Here is a 19601-nt window from a genome sequence, read left to right as displayed (position 1 = left end):
CACGTCTCTCCTTTAATGATCCTGTGAAACCAGGAATGATTTAAATAAAGGTGAACTCCAGGTCACGAATTTATTTCCCTCGCGGATAATCAGAAAAACGGCAAGATGCTGTTTAATGGCCAGCGCTTTGGCTTTTTCTGTGCCAAGTACCATCAGTCCGGTATCCCAGCCATCGGCCTCCATCGCTGTGGTGGCGATAACAGTGGCTGAAGCCAGTTTATGCTCAATCGGCCGGCCGGTCGCCGGGTCAATAATATGAGAGATCCGTTTACCATCCAGCTCATAGTAATTCCGGTAGTCTCCGGACGTACTGATCCCATGTCCTTGCAGATCGACCACTGCCTGCGCCACATCCTCCTGGTCCGTCGGTTGCTGGATAGCCACACGCCAGGGACGTCCGCCGGCACTCTGGCCCCGCGACAGCAAGGCTCCTCCCACCGAAACCAGATAATTGGTGACACCTTCAGATTCCATCAGCCGTGCCAGATGATCGGTCGCGTACCCTTCACCCATGGTTGACAGGTCCACATACAATCCTGGCAGATCTTTTTGCAGTGCCTGACCCTGTGAGGTCTGAATGACTTTCAGATGTTGCAGTCCGGTGAGAGCTTTAGCACTGTCAATAGCTTGCGGATCCGGCGTATGTTCGGGAGCCGCAACCGGGCCAAAGCCCCACAGATTCACCAATGGCCCGACCGTAATATCCATCGCACCGTCAGTTTTCTTCCCGATACGTAAGGCCATCGTCACGATATCGGCCATCCCTTCACTGACCGGCCAGGGAGCTGTTCCCTGGTACTGGTTGAAACGGGATAACGCAGAATCCGCTTTCCAGGTCGAGAGTTCCTGATCGTCATGACTCAACTGGCGGCTAATCGCCTCCTGTAACTGCGGAAGCCGGGCCGCCGGAACACCGGCAACAGTAACACGCCAGACGGTCCCCATCGTTTTACCTGACAGTACACTGTTTTGTGCCGAAGCCGTTGGTGAATTATCACAACCAGTGAGGGCCAGAGTTGCAGCAAACAGCAAGCCCGCACCTAAAAATGCTTTCATCAATGATCACCTGAAATATAGAAACATGTGTGCAAACCGTCCTTCTGCACGCTTTTGCGTCAGGAGTAACGTCTCACTGCACCCTACAGAGGCGGCATATTAACAAAACTGACGCGCTTTACCGTGAACATCCGTGCTACACGCTGGCATAGTTATTGCATTTTTCAAAGCCGGTCTGGTGTCAATGATGAGGTGTACAGATGAAAATGAATCCGATATTCACCCGTAAACTGAAAGGGCTATGGACAGAGTGGATCGCTTCCGGTGTATTAACTCAGGCAGGAGCCGCGCTGGAAGGTAATTATTCGGGGAGTTACTCTCAGGTTATGTCTGCAGAACCCGCTGATGAAGCCTGTCGTTATGACACTGAAAAACCCAGATAAAATATTTTTCCGAAGCCTCAGCAGGAAATGATACGGGGAATAACATCAGGTTATTCCCCGCCATCCATCAGAACTGGTAGACCAGTCCAACGCCAACGATATTATCGGTATTAATACCCGCGCTTTCAGTGAAGTCGTTATTTTTCATCAGATTAATCTGATAATCCACATAGGTCGACATGTTTGTATTAAAGTAATAGGTAGTACCGACATCAATGTATTTTTTCAGGTTCTGTGAGCCGTATTTACCAATATCACTGCCACGTGAAGTCACATAAGCCAGGGACGGACGTAAACCAAAGTCAAACTGATATTGTGCCACTAATTCCCAGTTATCTGCTTTATTCGCATAGCCGTAAGCCGTGGAGCTGCTGGTTCCGAAGCGGGTTGCGTTGTAAGAACGCGTGTACATCGCCGCCAGATAGACGTCATTCGCATCATATTTTACACCACCGGTATAAGCCTGAGCTTTATCGCCGCTACCCAGAATATGATTGTTGCCAACGGAGTAATTATTCTGCTGGTCGGTACGATCAGATGAGAACATCGCCCCCCCCAGAGAAACACCCTGACCCAGATCGTAGGTCGCGCTCATCCCCCAGCCATCGCCGTTCTGGCCTAAGACATCGCGACCATTGGCTGTTTCAGTCCCACTGCCGTTTTTACCCTGGTACTGAACCGCAACATTCAGTCCATTAATCAGGCCCCAGAAATCAGTATTACGATACGTTAATAATCCGCTGGAACGCTGGAACATAAAGTTATCAGCACCGTACGTATCTCCGCCAAACTCCGGTAACACATCCGTCCAGCCAGAGACATCGTAAATTACACCATAATTACGACCATAATCTAAGGAGCCGTCATTATCGAATTTCAATCCGGCAAAACCGACACGGGTGTAATTATCTGCAGCACCGTCCGCTTCTGCGTTATTCGCAGCCATCTGGTATTCCCATTGGCCATAACCCGCTAACTGATTAGAGATTTGCGTTTCACCTTTAAAGCCTAAACGCACATATGACTGGTCGCCGTCCTGACCGTTATTACCGGAAAAATAATGCAGGCCATCAACCTTACCGTACAGATCTAACTGGTTGCCGTCTTTATTGTAAATCTCAGCGGCATTGGCTGTGCCCGCCGCCAGAAGTGCAGGAACCAGTAATGAAAGAACGCTTAATTTCATGTTATCACCCTCAAGTGGACCTTCCGGCGTCAGTGACGCTCCGGGTCAATGTATAAAAATGTCAAAAAAATACACGTAACATCATGTTAAATCAGGAAAGCTGTCTTTCTATCAGCGAAATGATACTAAACAGACTAAATAGTTTCAATTTCTTTGAAATTAGCGACAAAGTATTTCTACCGGGAACTTTCTTAATTTCATTATTCTCTTTTAATCCGCACTATTGGTCAAATCAACTAAAAATCATCTTAAAAAATCAATAGCGCACTTATTGCAAAAGAATTTTGTAAAGATCCACAAAATTCAAAAATATAAAAATCACCGCACTCAAAGGTAAACAAAGCGTAGAACGGGGAGATATAATTCTCCTTGCTATCATCATTTATTTCATTATTACCTTCATTCCCCCGAATGATTTTTATAATTCCCTCCGGGCCATTGGCCCGGTTTTTTTTATGCCTTTTTACAATAGTATGTCGTAATATTATTGTGTTTTAGTCGCCCCCCATTCTGCCGGTATCTCCCGCCCTGACAAAGACTACCTGCCATCTGTGCAGAAATATATTTAATCAGTGAAGTAATGTTATTAAAAAATTTAATTTACGGAAGGATCAGACTGGCGGATGAATACTGAAAGGATTCGGTTCTATTTAAATACGCCTTTTATTACTGAAAAAACGGTTCCTGCCATTCAATGAAATATTACAGATTTCGCTGAATGGAAATGGGGCGGCCTTTACTGCGCAACAGGGGAGTCCGGGCAGGGTTTATTTCGGACTCTGCCTTTACTTCCGCATTTTTTGACGATACTTTTAGCCGGTTAAGCTGTCTTCTGACAGAAAAGCAGTGGCATCCGGCGGTTAAAAACGGCCGGATAACGGCTGGTGGTACACAGCCTGACTGTGTGGATCCCCCTTCGTTTGTATGTTCTCTTTGACCTCAGGTTCAGATCGTTATGTCCGGAAAAAATAGCCAGTTGCCCTCAAGACCACTGTTCAAACTCATGATGTTGTTCAATGTCATCGTGGTCATTATTTTTCTGAGCATCATTTATGACAGCCTGGGGGCTCAGTTACACCATCAGCAGGCCTTACTGGGCAGTTTTTCCCGTTCTCTGCAATTACGTATCGATACCTACCGGTTCGCGACCTGGCAGATTTATCAGAATCAGAACAGCAGTACGGACAGCGATGATGATACTCCGGCCGCCGGACTGCAGGAAATTCGTTTGCGTCCGGATATCTATGCGCCGGTCACTGAACAGGGTAAGACCCAGGCACTGATCTTTGGTTCTCACGACAGCAGTACACTGGCAACCGCCAACAATATCTCTGACTTCCTGAATACGCTGTGGGGCATCAAAAAGAATGTCTGGTCCATGTATTATCTTAATGGTCAGGATAACAGCATGACGATGGTCTCTACCCTGCCCCTGAAAGATATGATGGTCCGCTATAACGGTGAAAGTATCACCGGGCTGGTTTCGACCCGCAGAGCTGAAATGCTTCAGCAAGCCAATACTCTGGATGAACGCGAAAGTTTTTCAGAGTTACGCCACACCGCAGACAGTAATGATTACTATTTTACACTGCGAACCACCTTTAACCAGCCAGGCCATCTGGCCACGGTATTGGCGTTTGATCTTCCTGTTAACGATTTACTGATCGGCAATCTCAGACCGGACCTGATGATGTTTCATGATACGGACTCCGGCAATCAGGATATATCGACAGCGGACAGACTGAACCTGGCAACAGCCTCAGTGGAATTATTCGCCCCGCTTTCATCGGCCTCCATGGTGATTACGTATCAGGTGTCAATCCTGATGTTGCTGAACCAGGCCATTCATGAGTTTGCTCTGACGCTCGGTTTGTGTCTGTTACTGTTTGTCCTGTCTCTGGCCACCAGCTTCCTGCTGCGCCGCTATCAGGCTCCGCAGGAAGATAAAACCAACCCTGAACTGGAGCTGTTGCGTATCCTGAATAAAGAGATGGTTGATAGCCTGCCGGTTGGATTTGTTATCTATGATTTCAATGCACATCGGGAAGTGGTCAGTAACGAGAAAGCCGCACAACTGATCCCGCATTTGAACCTGCAAAAAATTGTGTCGTTATCAGAAAATGCTCAGGGCATGCTGCAGGTCACCATTAATAATGAAGTCTACGAAGTCAGACACCAGCAGAGTCACTGTTCGCCGCAATACCGCTTCTTTATTATCAGTAATCAGGATCGCGAGATCCTGATCAATAAAAAACTGCAGCATGCACAGAAGGTGCTGGATAAAAATCACCTTATCCGTCGCCAGCTACTGGAAAATATCGGCCGGACCTTCCATCAGCCAGTATCACGCCTGCGTAACCATCTTTCTGCTCTGCAGGGCTCCGTCACCCTCTCCGACTGGCAGCCACTGGCTGATTACAGTGATCATCTGTTACGTCTGACAGATAATATTATTCTGCTTAATGAGCTTGAAAATCATCGCTGGTCAGCCCGGGAAGAGGCGTTCAGCCTGCAAAAATTGCTGGATGAAATAGTGACGGAGTTACTCCCTTCGCTAAATACCCGGGGGCTGAACATTATTGTCAATAATCTCTGCCCTGCCGATGAAATTCGCCTCGGTGACAGTACCATTGTCAGAAAAATCCTGATGACTTTATTGTGGTATTCCTTCGGAACCACCCATTGGGGAAAAATTTCTGTCCGGATCGGCGCAAGCCCGGAACAAACTGATCGACTAATGGTAAATATTGTAGATACTGGTCAGGGTCTGAATAAGACAGAGCTCGAGAACGTACATTTTCCGTTCAGTGGCGATGTCAGTACAGAGAATGACGAAAAGTCGAACAGTATGGACCTGTTTTTCTGTCGTCAGTTCTGTCAGGCGTTGAGCGGAAAACTGGATATTGTCTCTAAGACAGATCTGGGGACTCATTACAATGTCACTCTCTTGTTACCTGTACAGACTCAGGAAGCAGAGCAGGACGAGAAAATACTGGAAGGAATTACAGTATTGGTTGATGTGGTGGTTGATGATATCTATAAAATCGTTAGCCGTCAGCTGGAGTACTGGGGAGCCAAATGTGTCATTGCCGACGAGCGGGTTTCAGTCCAGGACTATGATTTCCTGATCACTGATGTCCCGGCCAGGCTTTCGGGATGGGCTGTACTTATCACGGGTACTGAACCCGGATACTCAGCTATTAACCCGCAGCAGTACCGTGCGAATTACAATCTGGATCAGGCACTGCTGGAAGCTCTGCTTTCATTGATTGAAAAACAACTGACCGAGGATGAGATGGAGGAAGCTCCTGAAAATAGCGGGAATTCAGTGCTGGAGGAACCCGGTTATTTTCAGATATTTAAGGATACTGTACCCGATGACGTCACTAAATTATCTCTTGAACTTGCTGATAAAGATTATGCCGCACTCGCTCTGACAGCACACCGGCTTAAAGGTGTTTTCGCGATGCTGGGTCTCGATGCCGGTAAAGCACAGTGTGAGCAGTTAGAGCTTTTCATTGAAAAGTGCGATGATTTAAACATTAAAGAAGCTGCCAGGGACATTGACGATTACGTCAACCAACTATTGCAGCAAGGTAAATAAAAAGATGAATAACTTAAACGTAATTATTGCCGATGATCACCCGATAGTTTTGTTCGGGATCCGTAAATCTCTCGAACAGATCGAGTGGGTCAATGTCGTCGGTGAGTTTGAAGACTCAACAGCACTTATCAATAGCCTGTCCAAACTCGAAGCCAATGTACTGATCACCGACCTGTCTATGCCGGGCGATAAGTATGGCGACGGGATCACGCTTATCAAATATATCAAACGTCATTACCCTGACCTGGCTATCATTGTTCTGACAATGAACAACAACCCGGCCATCCTGAGTTCCGTACTGGACCTGGATATTGAAGGGATTGTGCTGAAACAAGGTGCGCCGACCGATCTGCCTAAAGCGCTGGCCGCCCTGCAGAAAGGGAAGAAATACACTCCTGAGTCAGTCGCCAAGCTGCTGGAAAAAATCAGTGCCGGCGGGTACGGAGACAAACGTCTGTCACCGAAAGAAAGTGAAGTCCTGCGCTTGTTTGCAGAAGGTTTCCTGGTCACAGAAATTGCCCGCAAACTGAACCGTAGTATCAAAACTATCAGCAGTCAGAAAAAGTCGGCCATGATGAAGCTGGGGGTCGACAACGATATTGCCCTGCTGAACTACCTTTCTTCAGTGAGCAGCAGCTTACCCAAAGAATAATCCGCGTCCGTTGCCCTGCTGTTACGGCAGGGCACTCCCCGGTCACACCGCCCTTTCCGCCTGACAGGTTCCGTATGCCCGCCCTGCGTCACTCCCGGCACCTGCTTATCGGCCCTGCCCCCGACACCCGATTTACTCTGCCAATGCCCGTTCATGCCTGATACGTTCCACATACCCGGCCAGCGTCGTACCCAGTTCCTGTAAGGTCACAGGTTTTGAGAGACAGGCATCCATCCCCGCCTCCAGACAGTGCTGTTTTTCATCGGCCAGCGCATTAGCGGTTACCCCGATCACCGGGCGAGTCCAGCCTGATTCACGTAGCGTCCGCGTCAGCAGATAACCATCCATATTCGGCATATTTACATCACTGAGAATGATATCAGCATCAATACGTTTCAGTACGTTCAGTGCATCCACGCCGTCCTGAGCCGTTTTTACCTGATAGCCAATGGTGTGTAATTGGCCGGATAAAAGCATCCGGTTAATAGGATGATCATCAACGACCAGAATCAAAATATCATCGTGGCACGCCGCTTTCGGTTTATCTTCCGCCACCATTGCCGGGTATTTATTCTCAATGGCCGGACGGTAAATCCGCCGCAGGAGATCCGGTAACTCATGAGGCATGGAGGTCGTCATCACCCAGGTGCCAGGCTGAACTTCCATCGGGAAGCCGGTATGTTCACTACTGAAACAGATACGCGCCCGGCATACCAGTCCATTGCCTTCATCACTATCGGTAATATAGATATCTTCCGGAGTCAGTTGTGCCCGGTCCCGGCTGACGATAATCGACAGTGCCTGCAGATTACGGGTCAGGTAATCTGCGTACATCGTATTTTTCAGGTCAATACATACCCGCCGGCCGGTGAGATCGGTGACTGCAGGCTGCCACTGCCCCTGATAAACCGGGATACGTACCGTAAACTGACTGCCCATTCCCGGCTCGGATTCCACGGCGATATCCCCGTCCATCATGCTGACCAGTTTCTCACAAATAGCCAGCCCCAGTCCGGTGCCCTGGAAGTTACGCTGAACGCCCGTCCCGACCTGGAAGAACGGATCAAATAGCCGTAATACATCCCGGGTTGGGATCCCTACGCCGGTATCACGCAGCCGGAAGGCCAGATACCCCTCATGCTGATACAGTTGTAAAATAATGCAGCCTGTATGCGTGAATTTTATCGCATTATTCAGCAAGTTAGAGACTACCTGCTGCAGACGCATCGGGTCAGCAAACAGGGATGTCGGGACATCATGCTCAATCATGCAATAGAGAGTCAGCCGTTTTTTTACGACCAGCGACAGATAGTTAGAAATAATGTGCCCGACCATTTCTTGCGGCGAGAACAGGCAAGGTTCGGTCTTCAGCTGTTCAGATTCAATCTTCGAGAAATCAAGAATATCGTTAATAATTTTCAGCAACAGATCTGACGAGTTGTTCATGGCACTGACCAGCGCTTCCGTATTCCTGGGCAGCTCGCGGGTTTTCAGTAAGTCCAGATTACCGATAATGCCATAAAGCGGTGTGCGCAATTCATGACTGACCGTCGCCAGGAACATCGATTTTGACTGACTGGCCTGTTCTGCAGCATCCGCAACTTCCTGCAATGACTGCTCCATCTTGATCCTGGCGCTGACATCCACCAGTACACAAATTGCGACATCCTCATTACGATAACGGCTATGTACAAAACTGATTTGCAGATTCGTGTTGGAACCCGTCAACACATCAACAAAATTAACCTGCTGTCCACTGATGATATCGGTCAGCCGGGCTTTATCTTCAGCGGTCAGCAGACTCAGATAATTATGGGCAAGCTCGTTGCTGAGGACGTTACTGCCATCACTGGTCCGTAAAATACAAATACCGACCGGCGCAGAGGCGACAATTTTGCGGTTAAATTGCTCATGTTCCTCAAGACGGATCGCATTTTCCTCCGCCGGATAGAGCATTCGCCGCTCGAAAATGATCGTCAGTACCATCAGTAATAGTGCACTGAAGATATTCAGTAAGACGGCGTTGATAATCATCAGCTTCATTTGGTTGAACAGCAAGTCGGTAGACAGTGAATACACAATACTGAACGGGCTTGATGTCAGCGACTGTTTAAGGATCAGCTGACGGTAGCCGTCGCTGTAACCGAACCAGACCTTATCGTCCGGAAGCCATTCGAAGGTGCTGCTGTTAGCGTCCTTATCGGTGGACAACAGCAACTGGTTATCACTGTTAACAATGGACGTCACCACCGGCACACTGCCCGGAGTCGTCAGCTCATCCAGCCGAAGATTTTGCTCAAAACTCAGTAGTGCCACCGGCTGATTACCGGTATAAACCGGCATCATCATATAGAACGCACCGACCCCCGGCTGGTTACCGGCAGTGATCCAGTAAACGGGGTTACGCTGCTCATTGGTGCTACTGTTATGGAACCGTAAAACATTTTCCTGCAGCGAGCGGGTACTGAAATCACCACTGACATCACTGTTCCCGAAAGAGAAAGTGGCCAGGCAATTACTGCCATTATTCAGCAGGAAAATCCGGCTCATCTCATATGAAGAGACATACTGGCTTTCCCAGTAATGAATGAACCCTCCCATTGCGGACAAGGCCGTATGCCAGGAGGCGCTAGTCATATTACAATCATCATCACTGAACAACGGGGAATAGTGGGGAGAAAAATCTTTATTCCCGCTGCTGAGGATAAAGGTATTTCCATCCGGGGTATTGTTCAGCTGACCTTCAGTAATATATTTAAGCTCGCGCATGGCTTCATTCGTATGCGCGACATACCAGGCCGCCTGGCTAAAGTTACCGGACAGTTGTTCCCTGATATCCGACTCTTTCTCATGCAATACATTCAACAGATAAAATGCACTTAGCAGACCGCCCAGTAACCAAAGCAAAAGCGCCAGGATCCGGAACAGGTAACGGGAGACACGTAATGTGGTACGAAAAGAGACGAGATATTTCAAAGGATACTCACTGCAGTAAGCCTGGAAAATTCAATGACGGAAGGAAACCCTGCACATCATCACTATAACGCTACAGTCTTCCCTGAAGGGAGTAAGATTATCACAACCCGCGCCATATTGTCGTGGTTGTCACAGGACAGGCACAGGTAAAAAAAAAGAGACACCGCAATGCGGTGTCTCCCGGGGTTAACCTGAAAACGTGAAGAATTTATTCTTCGTCTTCCGGTGCCGCATCATCATCTGATTCGGCTTCCTGAACAATGTCGTCTTCACCTTCTGCAACCGTACCATCAATAGCATCCAGTTCATCTTCTTCAACCGGTTCAGCCACACGTTGCAGGCCCACGACATTCTCATCTTCCGCAGTACGGATCAGTATCACGCCCTGTGTATTACGGCCAACCACACTGACTTCAGAAACACGGGTACGTACCAGGGTACCGGCATCGGTGATCATCATAATCTGATCACTGTCGACCACCTGCACCGCACCGATCACCGGACCGTTACGCTCTGTCACTTTGATAGAGATAACACCCTGAGTGGCACGGGACTTCGTCGGGTACTCGGTATTATCCGTACGTTTACCGTAACCGTTCTGTGTCACTGTCAGGATCGCACCCTCTTCACGAGGAATGATCAGTGAAACCACCCGGTCATTTTCGGCCAGTCGAATACCACGAACACCTGATGCAGTACGGCCCATCGGTCTGACAGCCTGTTCAGAGAAGCGAACCACCTTACCGGCAGCAGAGAACAGCATCGCTTCATCATTACCGTCAGTCAGTGCCACACCGATCAGCTCATCGTCATCACGCAGGTTGACGGCGATGATCCCGGCGCTACGCGGACGGCTGAATTCGGTCAGGGCGGTTTTCTTCACGGTACCGCTGGCGGTCGCCATAAAGATATTCAGTCCTTCGGAGTATTCACGTACCGGCAGAATTGCGGTAATACGTTCGTTCGCTTCCAGCGGCAGCAGGTTTACGATAGGACGGCCACGTGACCCGCGGCTGGCTTCCGGTAACTGGTAGACTTTCATCCAGTAGAGGCGACCACGGCTTGAGAAGCAGAGGATAGTGTCATGGGTATTCGCAACCAGCAGACGATCAATGAAGTCTTCTTCTTTGATCCTGGCCGCTGACTTCCCTTTGCCACCACGACGCTGCGCTTCATAATCGGTCAGTGGCTGATATTTCACATAGCCCTGGTGAGAAAGCGTAACGACAACATCTTCCTGATTGATCAGGTCTTCAAGATTGATATCCGCGCTGTTTGCCGTGATTTCAGTACGACGCTTATCGCCAAACTGTTCACGGACAGCCACCAGCTCTTCGCGGATAACTTCCATCAGACGGTCGGAATCCTGCAGAATAAAGATCAGTGCGGCAATTTCTTCCAGCAGCTGCTTATATTCATCCAGCAGTTTCTCATGCTCCATCCCGGTCAGTTTCTGAAGACGGAGATCCAAAATGGCCTGGGCTTGCTGTTCGGTCAGGTAGTATGCACCGTCACGAATACCGAATTCCGGCTCCAGCCATTCCGGGCGAGCGGCATCATCACCGGCTTTTTCGAGCATGGCGGCGACGTTACCCAGTTGCCACGCGGTGGCTACCAGACCGGCTTTGGCTTCTGCCGGTGAAGGTGCACGACGAATTAACTCGATAATCGGGTCAATGTTGGCCAACGCTACGGCCAGACCTTCCAGGATATGAGCACGGTCACGGGCTTTACGCAGTTCGTAAATGGTCCGGCGGGTCACGACCTCACGACGGTGACGTACGAAGGCCTCCAGAATATCTTTCAGCGGCATAATTTTTGGCTGCCCCTGATGCAGGGCAACCATATTGATCCCGAAAGATACCTGTAACTGGGTCAGTGAATAAAGATTATTTAATACCACTTCACCGACGGCATCGCGCTTAATCTCAATAACGATACGCATACCGTCTTTGTCAGATTCATCGCGCAGCGCGCTGATCCCTTCGATTCGCTTCTCTTTAACCAGTTCTGCGATTTTTTCAATCAAACGTGCTTTGTTCACCTGATAAGGGATTTCGTGCACGATAATCGTTTCACGGCCGGTTTTGGCGTCAGTCTCGACCTGCCCCCGCCCGCGGATATAAATTTTGCCACGTCCGGTGCGGTAGGCCTCTTCAATACCACGACGGCCATTGATAATCGCAGCCGTCGGGAAGTCCGGGCCAGGAATGTGTTCCATCAGGCCTTCAACGGTGATCTCATTATCATCAATATAGGCCAGACAACCGTTAATCACTTCATTCAGGTTATGCGGAGGAATGTTTGTTGCCATCCCCACCGCAATACCGGATGAGCCGTTAACCAGCAAATTAGGGACTTTCGTCGGCAGAACTTCAGGGATCTGTTCTGTACCATCGTAGTTGGGTACAAAATCAACGGTTTCTTTGTCCAGGTCTGCCAGCAGTTCATGGGCAATTTTCGCCATACGGACTTCGGTATAACGCATGGCAGCTGCGGAATCGCCATCGATAGAACCAAAGTTGCCCTGCCCGTCCACCAGCATATAGCGAAGTGAGAAAGGCTGAGCCATACGGACGATGGTGTCATAAACGGCAGAATCACCGTGCGGGTGATATTTACCTATCACATCCCCGACAACACGGGCAGATTTTTTGTAGGCTTTATTCCAGTCATTACCCAGTTCGCTCATGGCAAACAGTACACGACGGTGTACGGGCTTCAGTCCATCACGGACGTCAGGTAATGCACGGCCAACGATGACCGACATGGCATAATCAAGATAAGAATTTTTTAATTCTTCCTCGATATTAACCGGTGTGATTTCTCTTGCTAAGTCGCTCATGGAGCCGATATCCCTCTAGATATTGCCGACTGTTAAGGCCGCAAATCATATCACAAACCAGCCCTGCGGTGAACGTCAGCGTCACATTAGTTGCCCCGGGACGCAGACGGAGGATGCCGCAGGCGCTGTAAGCGTTTATACTCGGGAAAATTTTGTCAGGAGTAGTGATATGAATATGCCTTCTCAGGAAAAACCACAGAACGTTGACCACCAGGAAATTGCGAAATTTGAAGCCGTTGCTTCCCGCTGGTGGGATTTGGAAGGTGAGTTCAAACCTCTGCACCGTATTAACCCGCTGCGACTGGGCTATATCAGTCAGAACAGTCAGGGCCTGTTTGGTAAGAAGGTACTGGATGTCGGTTGCGGCGGCGGTATTCTGGCCGAAAGCATGGCCCGTGAAGGTGCCCATGTCACCGGTCTGGATATGGGCGCAGAACCCTTAGAAGTTGCCCGTCTGCATGCCCTGGAAACCGGTGTTACCGTCCATTATGTTCAGCAAACGGTTGAAGAGCACGCCAGTGAGTTTGCCGGTCAGTATGATGTGGTGACCTGCATGGAGATGCTGGAACACGTCCCGGATCCGCAGTCTGTCATCCATGCCTGTGCAAAACTGGTGAAACCGGGGGGACAAGTGTTTTTCTCGACCATCAACCGTAACCCTAAAGCCTGGCTGATGGCGGTGTTTGGTGCGGAATACGTATTACGCATGGTGCCCCGCGGGACCCATGATGTAAAAAAATTCATTCGCCCGGCCGAATTACTTAACTGGGTTGATGAAACTCCCTTGCGTGAAGAAGGGATGACGGGCCTGCATTATAATCCGCTCACCAATCAGTTCCGCCTGGGCCGCGGCGTCGATGTCAATTATATGGTCCATACCAGCTGCCCGGAATAACGCTGTCGTTTTTGCGGAGAGTTGTGCTGATATGTTTTCCGGCAGGCCGACAAAATTTTCCTGCCGGGAAATAATCCAGCTTTAGTCTCTTTTTTCACCCCGTTGTGCAGCTGTTCTTTTCCCGGCACCCCTGCTGTGCGCGAAAAATCGGCGACTGAGTCCGGAAAGAAAATTTTTCTTCAAATCGTTGACATCATCTTATGCCTTGAATCATGCGGGCTTCGAAAAAAACAGAAAAATACAACCCGGTTTAACATCATTTTTTTCTCTTGTTAAGTCGCAGGATCTCACTAAAATAAACCCTATCTTGTTATATATTTTCTGAACACCCCCTACATGTAGTGCTTATCCACAGTTTTATTCACAAAGGAAAATCTGTGCATAAGTGCCCGGAATATATAACTCACTGATACTCATGCATAGATAGGTAAACGCGACATGAATCAAAGTCTGCTCGTCACGAAACGCGATGGAAGCCAGGAACGAATCAACCTCGATAAAATACACCGGGTACTCGATTGGGCAGCGGAAGGTCTTCAGAATGTTTCGGTCTCTCAGGTCGAGCTGCGCTCCCATATCCAGTTTTATGACGGAATCAAAACCTCCGACATTCATGAAACCATCATCAAAGCTGCAGCAGATTTGATTTCGCGTGAAGCGCCGGATTACCAGTATCTGGCCGCTCGCCTGGCTATTTTCCACCTGCGTAAAAAAGCCTACGGCCAGTTTGAGCCACCTGCACTGCTGACCCATGTCCAATCCATGGTCAGCCGTGGGAAATATGATGCTCATCTGCTGGAAGATTACAGTGAAGAAGAGTTTGCCCTGATGGACGGCTTTATCGATCACTGGCGGGACATGAATTTCTCGTATGCCGCGGTTAAACAGCTGGAAGGAAAATATCTGGTACAGAACCGTGTTAACGGTGACATTTATGAAAGCGCCCAGTTCCTTTATATCCTGGTCGCAGCGTGCCTGTTTTCTGCATACCCGCGTGAGACGCGTCTTGACTACATCAAACGCTTCTATGATGCGGTATCTACCTTCAAGATTTCTCTGCCGACACCTATTATGGCGGGTGTACGTACCCCTACCCGTCAGTTCAGCTCCTGCGTACTGATTGAGTGCGGTGACAGCCTGGACTCCATTAATGCGACGTCCAGTGCGATTGTGAAATATGTTTCACAGCGTGCGGGTATCGGGATTAATGCGGGCCGTATCCGTGCACTGGGTAGCCCGATCCGTGGCGGCGAAGCTTTCCACACCGGATGCATTCCGTTCTATAAGCATTTCCAGACCGCCGTGAAATCCTGTTCTCAGGGTGGCGTACGTGGCGGTGCAGCGACACTTTTCTACCCGTTATGGCACCTGGAAGTTGAAAGCCTGCTGGTATTGAAGAATAACCGTGGCGTTGAAGGTAACCGTGTCCGTCATATGGACTATGGCGTCCAGCTGAACAAACTGATGTATCAGCGTCTGCTGAAAGGTGAAGATATTACCCTGTTCAGCCCGTCAGATGTTCCCGGCCTGTACGATGCCTTCTTTGCTGATCAGGCGGAATTTGAACGTCTGTACACGCAATACGAGCAGGATAGCAGCATCCGTAAACAGCGTATTAAAGCGGTGGAACTGTTCTCACTGATGATGCAGGAACGTGCGTCGACCGGACGTATCTACATCCAGAACGTCGACCATTGTAATACCCACAGTCCGTTTGACCCGGCCATTGCCCCGGTACGTCAGTCTAACCTGTGTCTGGAAATTGCCCTGCCGACCCGTCCGTTAAACGACGTGAATGACGAAAACGGGGAAATAGCCCTTTGTACACTGTCTGCGTTCAACCTGGGCGCTATCAGCGACCTTAATGAACTGGAAGAGCTTTCCGTACTGGCCGTACGGGCACTCGATGCTCTGCTGGATTATCAGGACTACCCAATCCCTGCTGCCGAACGTGGCGCGATGGGACGTCGTACCCTGGGTATCGGCGTAATTAACTTTGCGTACTACCTGGCAAAACACGGTAAACGCTACTCTGACGGCAGCGCCAATAACCTGACCCATAAAACGTTTGAAGCCATTCAGTACTATCTGCTGAAAGCGTCTAACGAACTGGCGAAAGAGCAAGGTGCCTGCCCGTGGTTCAGCGAAACCACCTATGCCGCTGGCGTATTGCCTATTGATACCTATAAAGCTGACCTGAATGCTATCAGTGATGAACCACTACACCTGGACTGGGAAGCACTGCGGGCATCAATTAAAGAACACGGCCTGCGTAACTCGACATTATCTGCCCTGATGCCTTCTGAGACATCTTCACAGATTTCAAACGCGACTAACGGTATTGAACCACCACGTGGTCACGTCAGTATCAAGGCCTCGAAAGACGGTATCCTGCGTCAGGTCGTTCCTGAGTATGATGCGCTGAAAGATCAGTACGAACTGCTGTGGGATCTGCCTTCGAATGATGGTTACCTGCAACTGGTCGGGCTGATGCAGAAATTTGTCGATCAGTCGATTTCTGCAAACACTAACTACGACCCTTCCCGTTTCCCTAACGGCAAGGTGCCGATGAAACAGCTGCTGAAAGACCTGCTGACGGCCTATAAATTCGGCGTAAAAACCCTCTATTACCAGAACACCCGTGACGGTGCAGAGGATTCTCAGGATGATCTTGCGCCGGCCGATGATGGTTGTGAAGGCGGCGCCTGCAAGATTTAACCCTTTCCGCCAGGGGACGCTTTTTGCCCCTGGCTTTAGTTAACCGCTGAAACGTCAGCCTGTATGAATCGGATGTTTCCTGATGGCCTATACTACATTTTCACAAAATAAAAACGACCAGTTAAAAGAACCGATGTTTTTCGGTCAGTCGGTCAACGTTGCCCGTTATGACCAGCAAAAATACGATATTTTTGAAAAACTGATCGAAAAGCAACTGTCCTTTTTCTGGCGTCCGGAAGAAGTGGATGTTGCCCGTGACAGAATCGACTATCAGTCGTTACCTGAACACGAAAAGCACATTTTTATCAGTAACCTGAAATATCAGACCTTACTGGATTCTATTCAGGGACGCAGCCCGAACGTGGCCCTGCTGCCACTGGTGTCGATTCCGGAGCTGGAAACCTGGATTGAAACCTGGGCATTTTCAGAGACGATCCACTCCCGGTCTTACACCCATATTATCCGTAACATCGTCAATGATCCGGCGCTGGTGTTCGACGATATTGTCACCAACGAACAGATCCTGAAACGTGCGGAAGATATCACCGGTTACTACGATGACCTGATCCGGATGACCAATTACTGGCACTTACTGGGTGAAGGTACTCACCAGGTGGCAGGTGAAGAAGTGGTGGTCAGTCTGCGTAACCTGAAAAAACAACTCTATCTGTGTCTGATGAGCGTCAATGCCCTGGAAGCGATCCGCTTTTATGTCAGCTTTGCCTGCTCATTTGCCTTCGCTGAACGCGAGCTGATGGAAGGTAATGCTAAAATTATCCGCCTGATTGCCCGTGATGAAGCACTGCACCTGACCGGTACCCAGCATATGCTGAACCTGATGCGCAGCGGTGAAGATGACCCGGAAATGAAAGAGATTGCCGCAGAATGCCAGCAACAGTGTTATGAGCTGTTTAAAAAGGCGGCCATCCAGGAGAAAGAGTGGGCAGAATATCTGTTCCGTGACGGTTCCATGATCGGCCTGAACAAAGATATCCTGTGCCAGTATATTGAATATATCACTAATATTCGTATGCACGCCGTCGGACTGGATCTGCCTTTCCAGACCCGTTCGAACCCAATCCCATGGATTAATTCATGGCTGGTCTCCGACAACGTCCAGGTAGCACCACAGGAAGTGGAAGTCAGCTCGTATTTAGTGGGTCAGATCGACTCTGAAGTCGGGGCCGACGATTTCAACGACTTCCAGCTGTAATCATGAACGGCAAATCTGCTACCGTAACGCTTACCCGCTCCGGCCAGCAGCTGGAATGTGTAGAGAGTGAACACCCTAACCTGCTGTGTGCACTTGAAGCACATCAGCTGGAGGTGGAGTATCAGTGCCGTGAAGGTTATTGCGGTTCCTGCCGCGTCAGGCTGTGCAAAGGGCAGGTATGCTATCGCAGCCAACCGCTGGCATTTATTCAGCAGGGAGAAATCCTCCCCTGCTGCTGTCAGCCCGTCGGGGATATTGAGCTGGAACTGTGAACCTGTTGCCGGGGAAAAGAGGTGTTCTTCACTTTTCCCCGGTGGCAGTTTTATCCGCCAGGTCAACGCGAACCCCATCCCGCCGGTAACGCCCCTGAGTCAGCCTCCGCCGGTAGTTTGAATATAAATTCCTGCGGGTAGCCTTTGTATCGGCGGCCTGTGCGCTCACCCTGTTGCAGTCGTGCTATCGCCAATGGTTAACCGGTATAGCCGTACCTGTGCCGGAAAGGGATCACTGCCCTGCTACCGGGTCGGCGGGAACCGTTCACTGACCTTCAGCCAGCTATAAGATTGCGGGGCTGATTTCCCCTGTAGCCAGCGTTGCAGCCGGTTCAGTGCCACTGTGCTGATCAGTTCCTGACGCATGGCAAGTGAATGACGGCTGCTGCTAAAGGTTAACTTTTCAGCCTGAAGCCCTTCCGGGGTCATTAATGCAACCCCCAGCGATTCATTATCCAGTCCGCCGATCACCAGCGCCAGTTCAGCGCCCGATTTTCGGGCCAGTGCCGCTGCACGTTCCCCCATCTGAGCTAATGTTTCCGGGACAGAAACCGGTAACTCCCCTCCCCTGAGCGGGACGTCTGCACCGGCCAGTTGCCAGTGTACTAAGCCGGCCGTATACATTTCACTGACGGCCAGAGAGAGCCCGCGCGATGAAAGGAGCGCCGCCAGTTGCACAGGCAAGCCTTGCGTCCCTTCAAACAGAACCCACTCATTCAGAGCTTCGCGGATCTGCTGCCATAGCGCCAGCATGGGCGCTTTCAGACGTTGCGGCCCGGTCAGTTTGATTTCAACCACTGGCATGGCAGCCCGGTAACCCATAGTGACGCCTTCAGGCAGCGGATAGGCTTCCAGCATCGCCGCCAGTGAGCTTTCACCGCGGCCGAACGTTGTCATACGCAGACACAGAGGAGGCTCCGGCAGGCTGAACTGTTGTTGCAGGCGGGGCAGGATCTGTTCGGTCACCATGATCTTAAATTCAAAAGGGACTCCGGGGGTAAAGAAAATCCGGCATCCATTGAGTGTGACGCTAAAACCGCAGGCCGTCCCTGCACGGTTATTAATCATTTCCGCCGATTGCGGAATTTCGGCCTGTTTACGATTTTGCGGCGCCATCGGCTGTCCGCGCTGCCTGAAAAAGTCTTCAATATGCGCCAGCCATGGCTTATTCATTTCCAGTGGTACGCCACAAGCCGTCGCTGCCGCCAGCGCGCTTAAGTCATCGCTGGTCGGCCCCAGACCGCCGTTAACTATCAACACATCTGCGACCTGACTGCGTTGCGTGAGTTCCTCAACCAGCGAGTCCAGAGAGTCCCCGACCGTGGAGCGGTGTGTCATTACCAGTCCCTGAGAGAACAGGGTTTCTGCCAGCCAGCTGGCATTGGTATCAGTAATCTGTCCGTAGAGGACTTCATCACCGGTCGATAACATCTCTATCTTCACGTGCAGCTCCTTTATTAAGGACGGACACCGGCCGGACATCTGTTAACCCTCTGACCGGAAAAATAAAAAACTTTCTCTTTCTTAAAATACCACCGGCAACGCTTTTCAGCTATTGACCTGATAAAGACAGGTAAAAATAATCACAAAGACAGGGATGCCGAACCCGCTAAAGGCCTCATCCGGAATTTTCTGCTAACACTCCCCGACAATTAGAATAAAATTCCTGTTCATCACCCACGAAAAAGCATCGCTTCTCTGATTAATCTGATAAATTTCTTAACAGTGAATTTTAGCGGGGGTGCTTTGTCGTAACAGATGAATTGCGCTCACCGGCACAGTGACCGGGGAACGCTTACCG

At 49.8% G+C, this 19601-nt stretch carries 12 protein-coding genes; 7 read left to right on the top strand and 5 right to left on the bottom strand.

Translation table 11 applies throughout. The features are described from left to right. Nucleotides 1-12 precede the first annotated feature (12 nt). The gene (apbE, locus tag CG67_RS12900) at nt 13-1056 is read right to left on the bottom strand and encodes an FAD:protein FMN transferase ApbE (protein WP_025903359.1); all 1044 of its coding nucleotides are present in this window, start codon (nt 1054-1056) and stop codon (nt 13-15) included. A 200-nt stretch (nt 1057-1256) separates the two neighbouring features. Here apbE and CG67_RS12895 point away from each other — a divergent pair, with 200 nt between their 5' ends. Then, a complete protein-coding gene (locus CG67_RS12895; RefSeq protein ID WP_025903358.1) occupies nt 1257-1439 on the top strand; it encodes a hypothetical protein in 183 nt (60 codons plus the stop codon). Between the two features lie 67 nt (nt 1440-1506). Here the strand turns inward: CG67_RS12895 and ompC are convergent, their stop codons facing one another. Beyond that, the gene (ompC, locus tag CG67_RS12890) at nt 1507-2625 is read right to left on the bottom strand and encodes a porin OmpC (protein WP_025903357.1); all 1119 of its coding nucleotides are present in this window, start codon (nt 2623-2625) and stop codon (nt 1507-1509) included. A gap of 955 nt (nt 2626-3580) precedes the next feature. Here ompC and rcsD point away from each other — a divergent pair. Beyond that, on the top strand, nt 3581-6229 hold the full coding sequence (gene rcsD, locus CG67_RS12885) for a phosphotransferase RcsD (protein ID WP_025903356.1): 2649 nt from the start codon (nt 3581-3583) through the stop codon (nt 6227-6229). Between the two features lie 4 nt (nt 6230-6233). Continuing rightward, complete coding sequence (gene rcsB / locus CG67_RS12880; RefSeq protein WP_025903355.1) at nt 6234-6881, top strand: response regulator transcription factor RcsB; 648 nt, start codon at nt 6234-6236, stop codon at nt 6879-6881. Nucleotides 6882-7013: 132 nt separating this feature from the next. Here the strand turns inward: rcsB and rcsC are convergent, their stop codons facing one another. Both rcsC and gyrA read right to left on the bottom strand, forming a co-directional pair. Then, nucleotides 7014-9857, bottom strand: coding sequence for a two-component system sensor histidine kinase RcsC (gene rcsC / locus CG67_RS12875; protein WP_025903354.1), 2844 nt, complete (start codon nt 9855-9857; stop codon nt 7014-7016). A gap of 208 nt (nt 9858-10065) precedes the next feature. Then, complete coding sequence (gyrA, locus tag CG67_RS12870; protein WP_025903353.1) at nt 10066-12702, bottom strand: DNA topoisomerase (ATP-hydrolyzing) subunit A; 2637 nt, start codon at nt 12700-12702, stop codon at nt 10066-10068. Between the two features lie 169 nt (nt 12703-12871). Between gyrA and ubiG the strand changes: the two genes are divergently transcribed. The 4 genes from ubiG to yfaE all read left to right on the top strand — a co-directional run bounded on the left by ubiG (nt 12872) and on the right by yfaE (nt 17800). Continuing rightward, nucleotides 12872-13597, top strand: coding sequence for a bifunctional 2-polyprenyl-6-hydroxyphenol methylase/3-demethylubiquinol 3-O-methyltransferase UbiG (gene ubiG, locus CG67_RS12865; RefSeq protein ID WP_025903352.1), 726 nt, complete (start codon nt 12872-12874; stop codon nt 13595-13597). Between the two features lie 438 nt (nt 13598-14035). Then, nucleotides 14036-16315 (top strand): class 1a ribonucleoside-diphosphate reductase subunit alpha, encoded by a 2280-nt coding sequence (gene nrdA, locus CG67_RS12860; RefSeq protein WP_025903351.1) that lies wholly within the window; start codon nt 14036-14038, stop codon nt 16313-16315. Nucleotides 16316-16397: 82 nt separating this feature from the next. Then, nucleotides 16398-17528, top strand: a complete 1131-nt coding sequence (gene nrdB, locus CG67_RS12855; protein ID WP_025903350.1) for a class Ia ribonucleoside-diphosphate reductase subunit beta — start codon at nt 16398-16400, stop codon at nt 17526-17528. 2 nt (nt 17529-17530) lie between these two features. Continuing rightward, nucleotides 17531-17800 (top strand): class I ribonucleotide reductase maintenance protein YfaE, encoded by a 270-nt coding sequence (gene yfaE, locus CG67_RS12850; RefSeq protein WP_025903349.1) that lies wholly within the window; start codon nt 17531-17533, stop codon nt 17798-17800. Nucleotides 17801-18043: 243 nt separating this feature from the next. On the opposite strand, the gene CG67_RS12845 is transcribed toward yfaE, so the two are convergent. Continuing rightward, a complete protein-coding gene (locus CG67_RS12845) occupies nt 18044-19231 on the bottom strand; it encodes a nicotinamide mononucleotide deamidase-related protein YfaY (RefSeq protein WP_038024801.1) in 1188 nt (395 codons plus the stop codon). Between the last annotated feature and the right edge of the window lie 370 nt (nt 19232-19601).

This window comes from Tatumella sp. UCD-D_suzukii, assembly GCF_000611875.2.
Lineage (GTDB): Bacteria > Pseudomonadota > Gammaproteobacteria > Enterobacterales > Enterobacteriaceae > Tatumella > Tatumella ptyseos.
The sequence above is the reverse complement of the archived record's forward strand: the minus strand, read 5'-3'. Positions and strand labels throughout refer to the sequence as shown.

Excerpts from the sequence above, each read along its gene's own strand:
- apbE (WP_025903359.1), bottom strand. The coding sequence starts at position 1,056 with ATGAAAGCATTTTTAGGTGCGGGCTTGCTGTTTGCTGCAACTCTGGCC.
- CG67_RS12895 (WP_025903358.1), top strand. The coding sequence starts at position 1,257 with ATGAAAATGAATCCGATATTCACCCGTAAACTGAAAGGGCTATGGACA.
- ompC (WP_025903357.1), bottom strand. The coding sequence starts at position 2,625 with ATGAAATTAAGCGTTCTTTCATTACTGGTTCCTGCACTTCTGGCGGCG.
- rcsD (WP_025903356.1), top strand. The coding sequence starts at position 3,581 with ATGTCCGGAAAAAATAGCCAGTTGCCCTCAAGACCACTGTTCAAACTC.
- rcsB (WP_025903355.1), top strand. The coding sequence starts at position 6,234 with ATGAATAACTTAAACGTAATTATTGCCGATGATCACCCGATAGTTTTG.
- gyrA (WP_025903353.1), bottom strand. The coding sequence starts at position 12,702 with ATGAGCGACTTAGCAAGAGAAATCACACCGGTTAATATCGAGGAAGAA.
- ubiG (WP_025903352.1), top strand. The coding sequence starts at position 12,872 with ATGAATATGCCTTCTCAGGAAAAACCACAGAACGTTGACCACCAGGAA.
- nrdA (WP_025903351.1), top strand. The coding sequence starts at position 14,036 with ATGAATCAAAGTCTGCTCGTCACGAAACGCGATGGAAGCCAGGAACGA.
- nrdB (WP_025903350.1), top strand. The coding sequence starts at position 16,398 with ATGGCCTATACTACATTTTCACAAAATAAAAACGACCAGTTAAAAGAA.
- yfaE (WP_025903349.1), top strand. The coding sequence starts at position 17,531 with ATGAACGGCAAATCTGCTACCGTAACGCTTACCCGCTCCGGCCAGCAG.
- CG67_RS12845 (WP_038024801.1), bottom strand. The coding sequence starts at position 19,231 with ATGTTATCGACCGGTGATGAAGTCCTCTACGGACAGATTACTGATACC.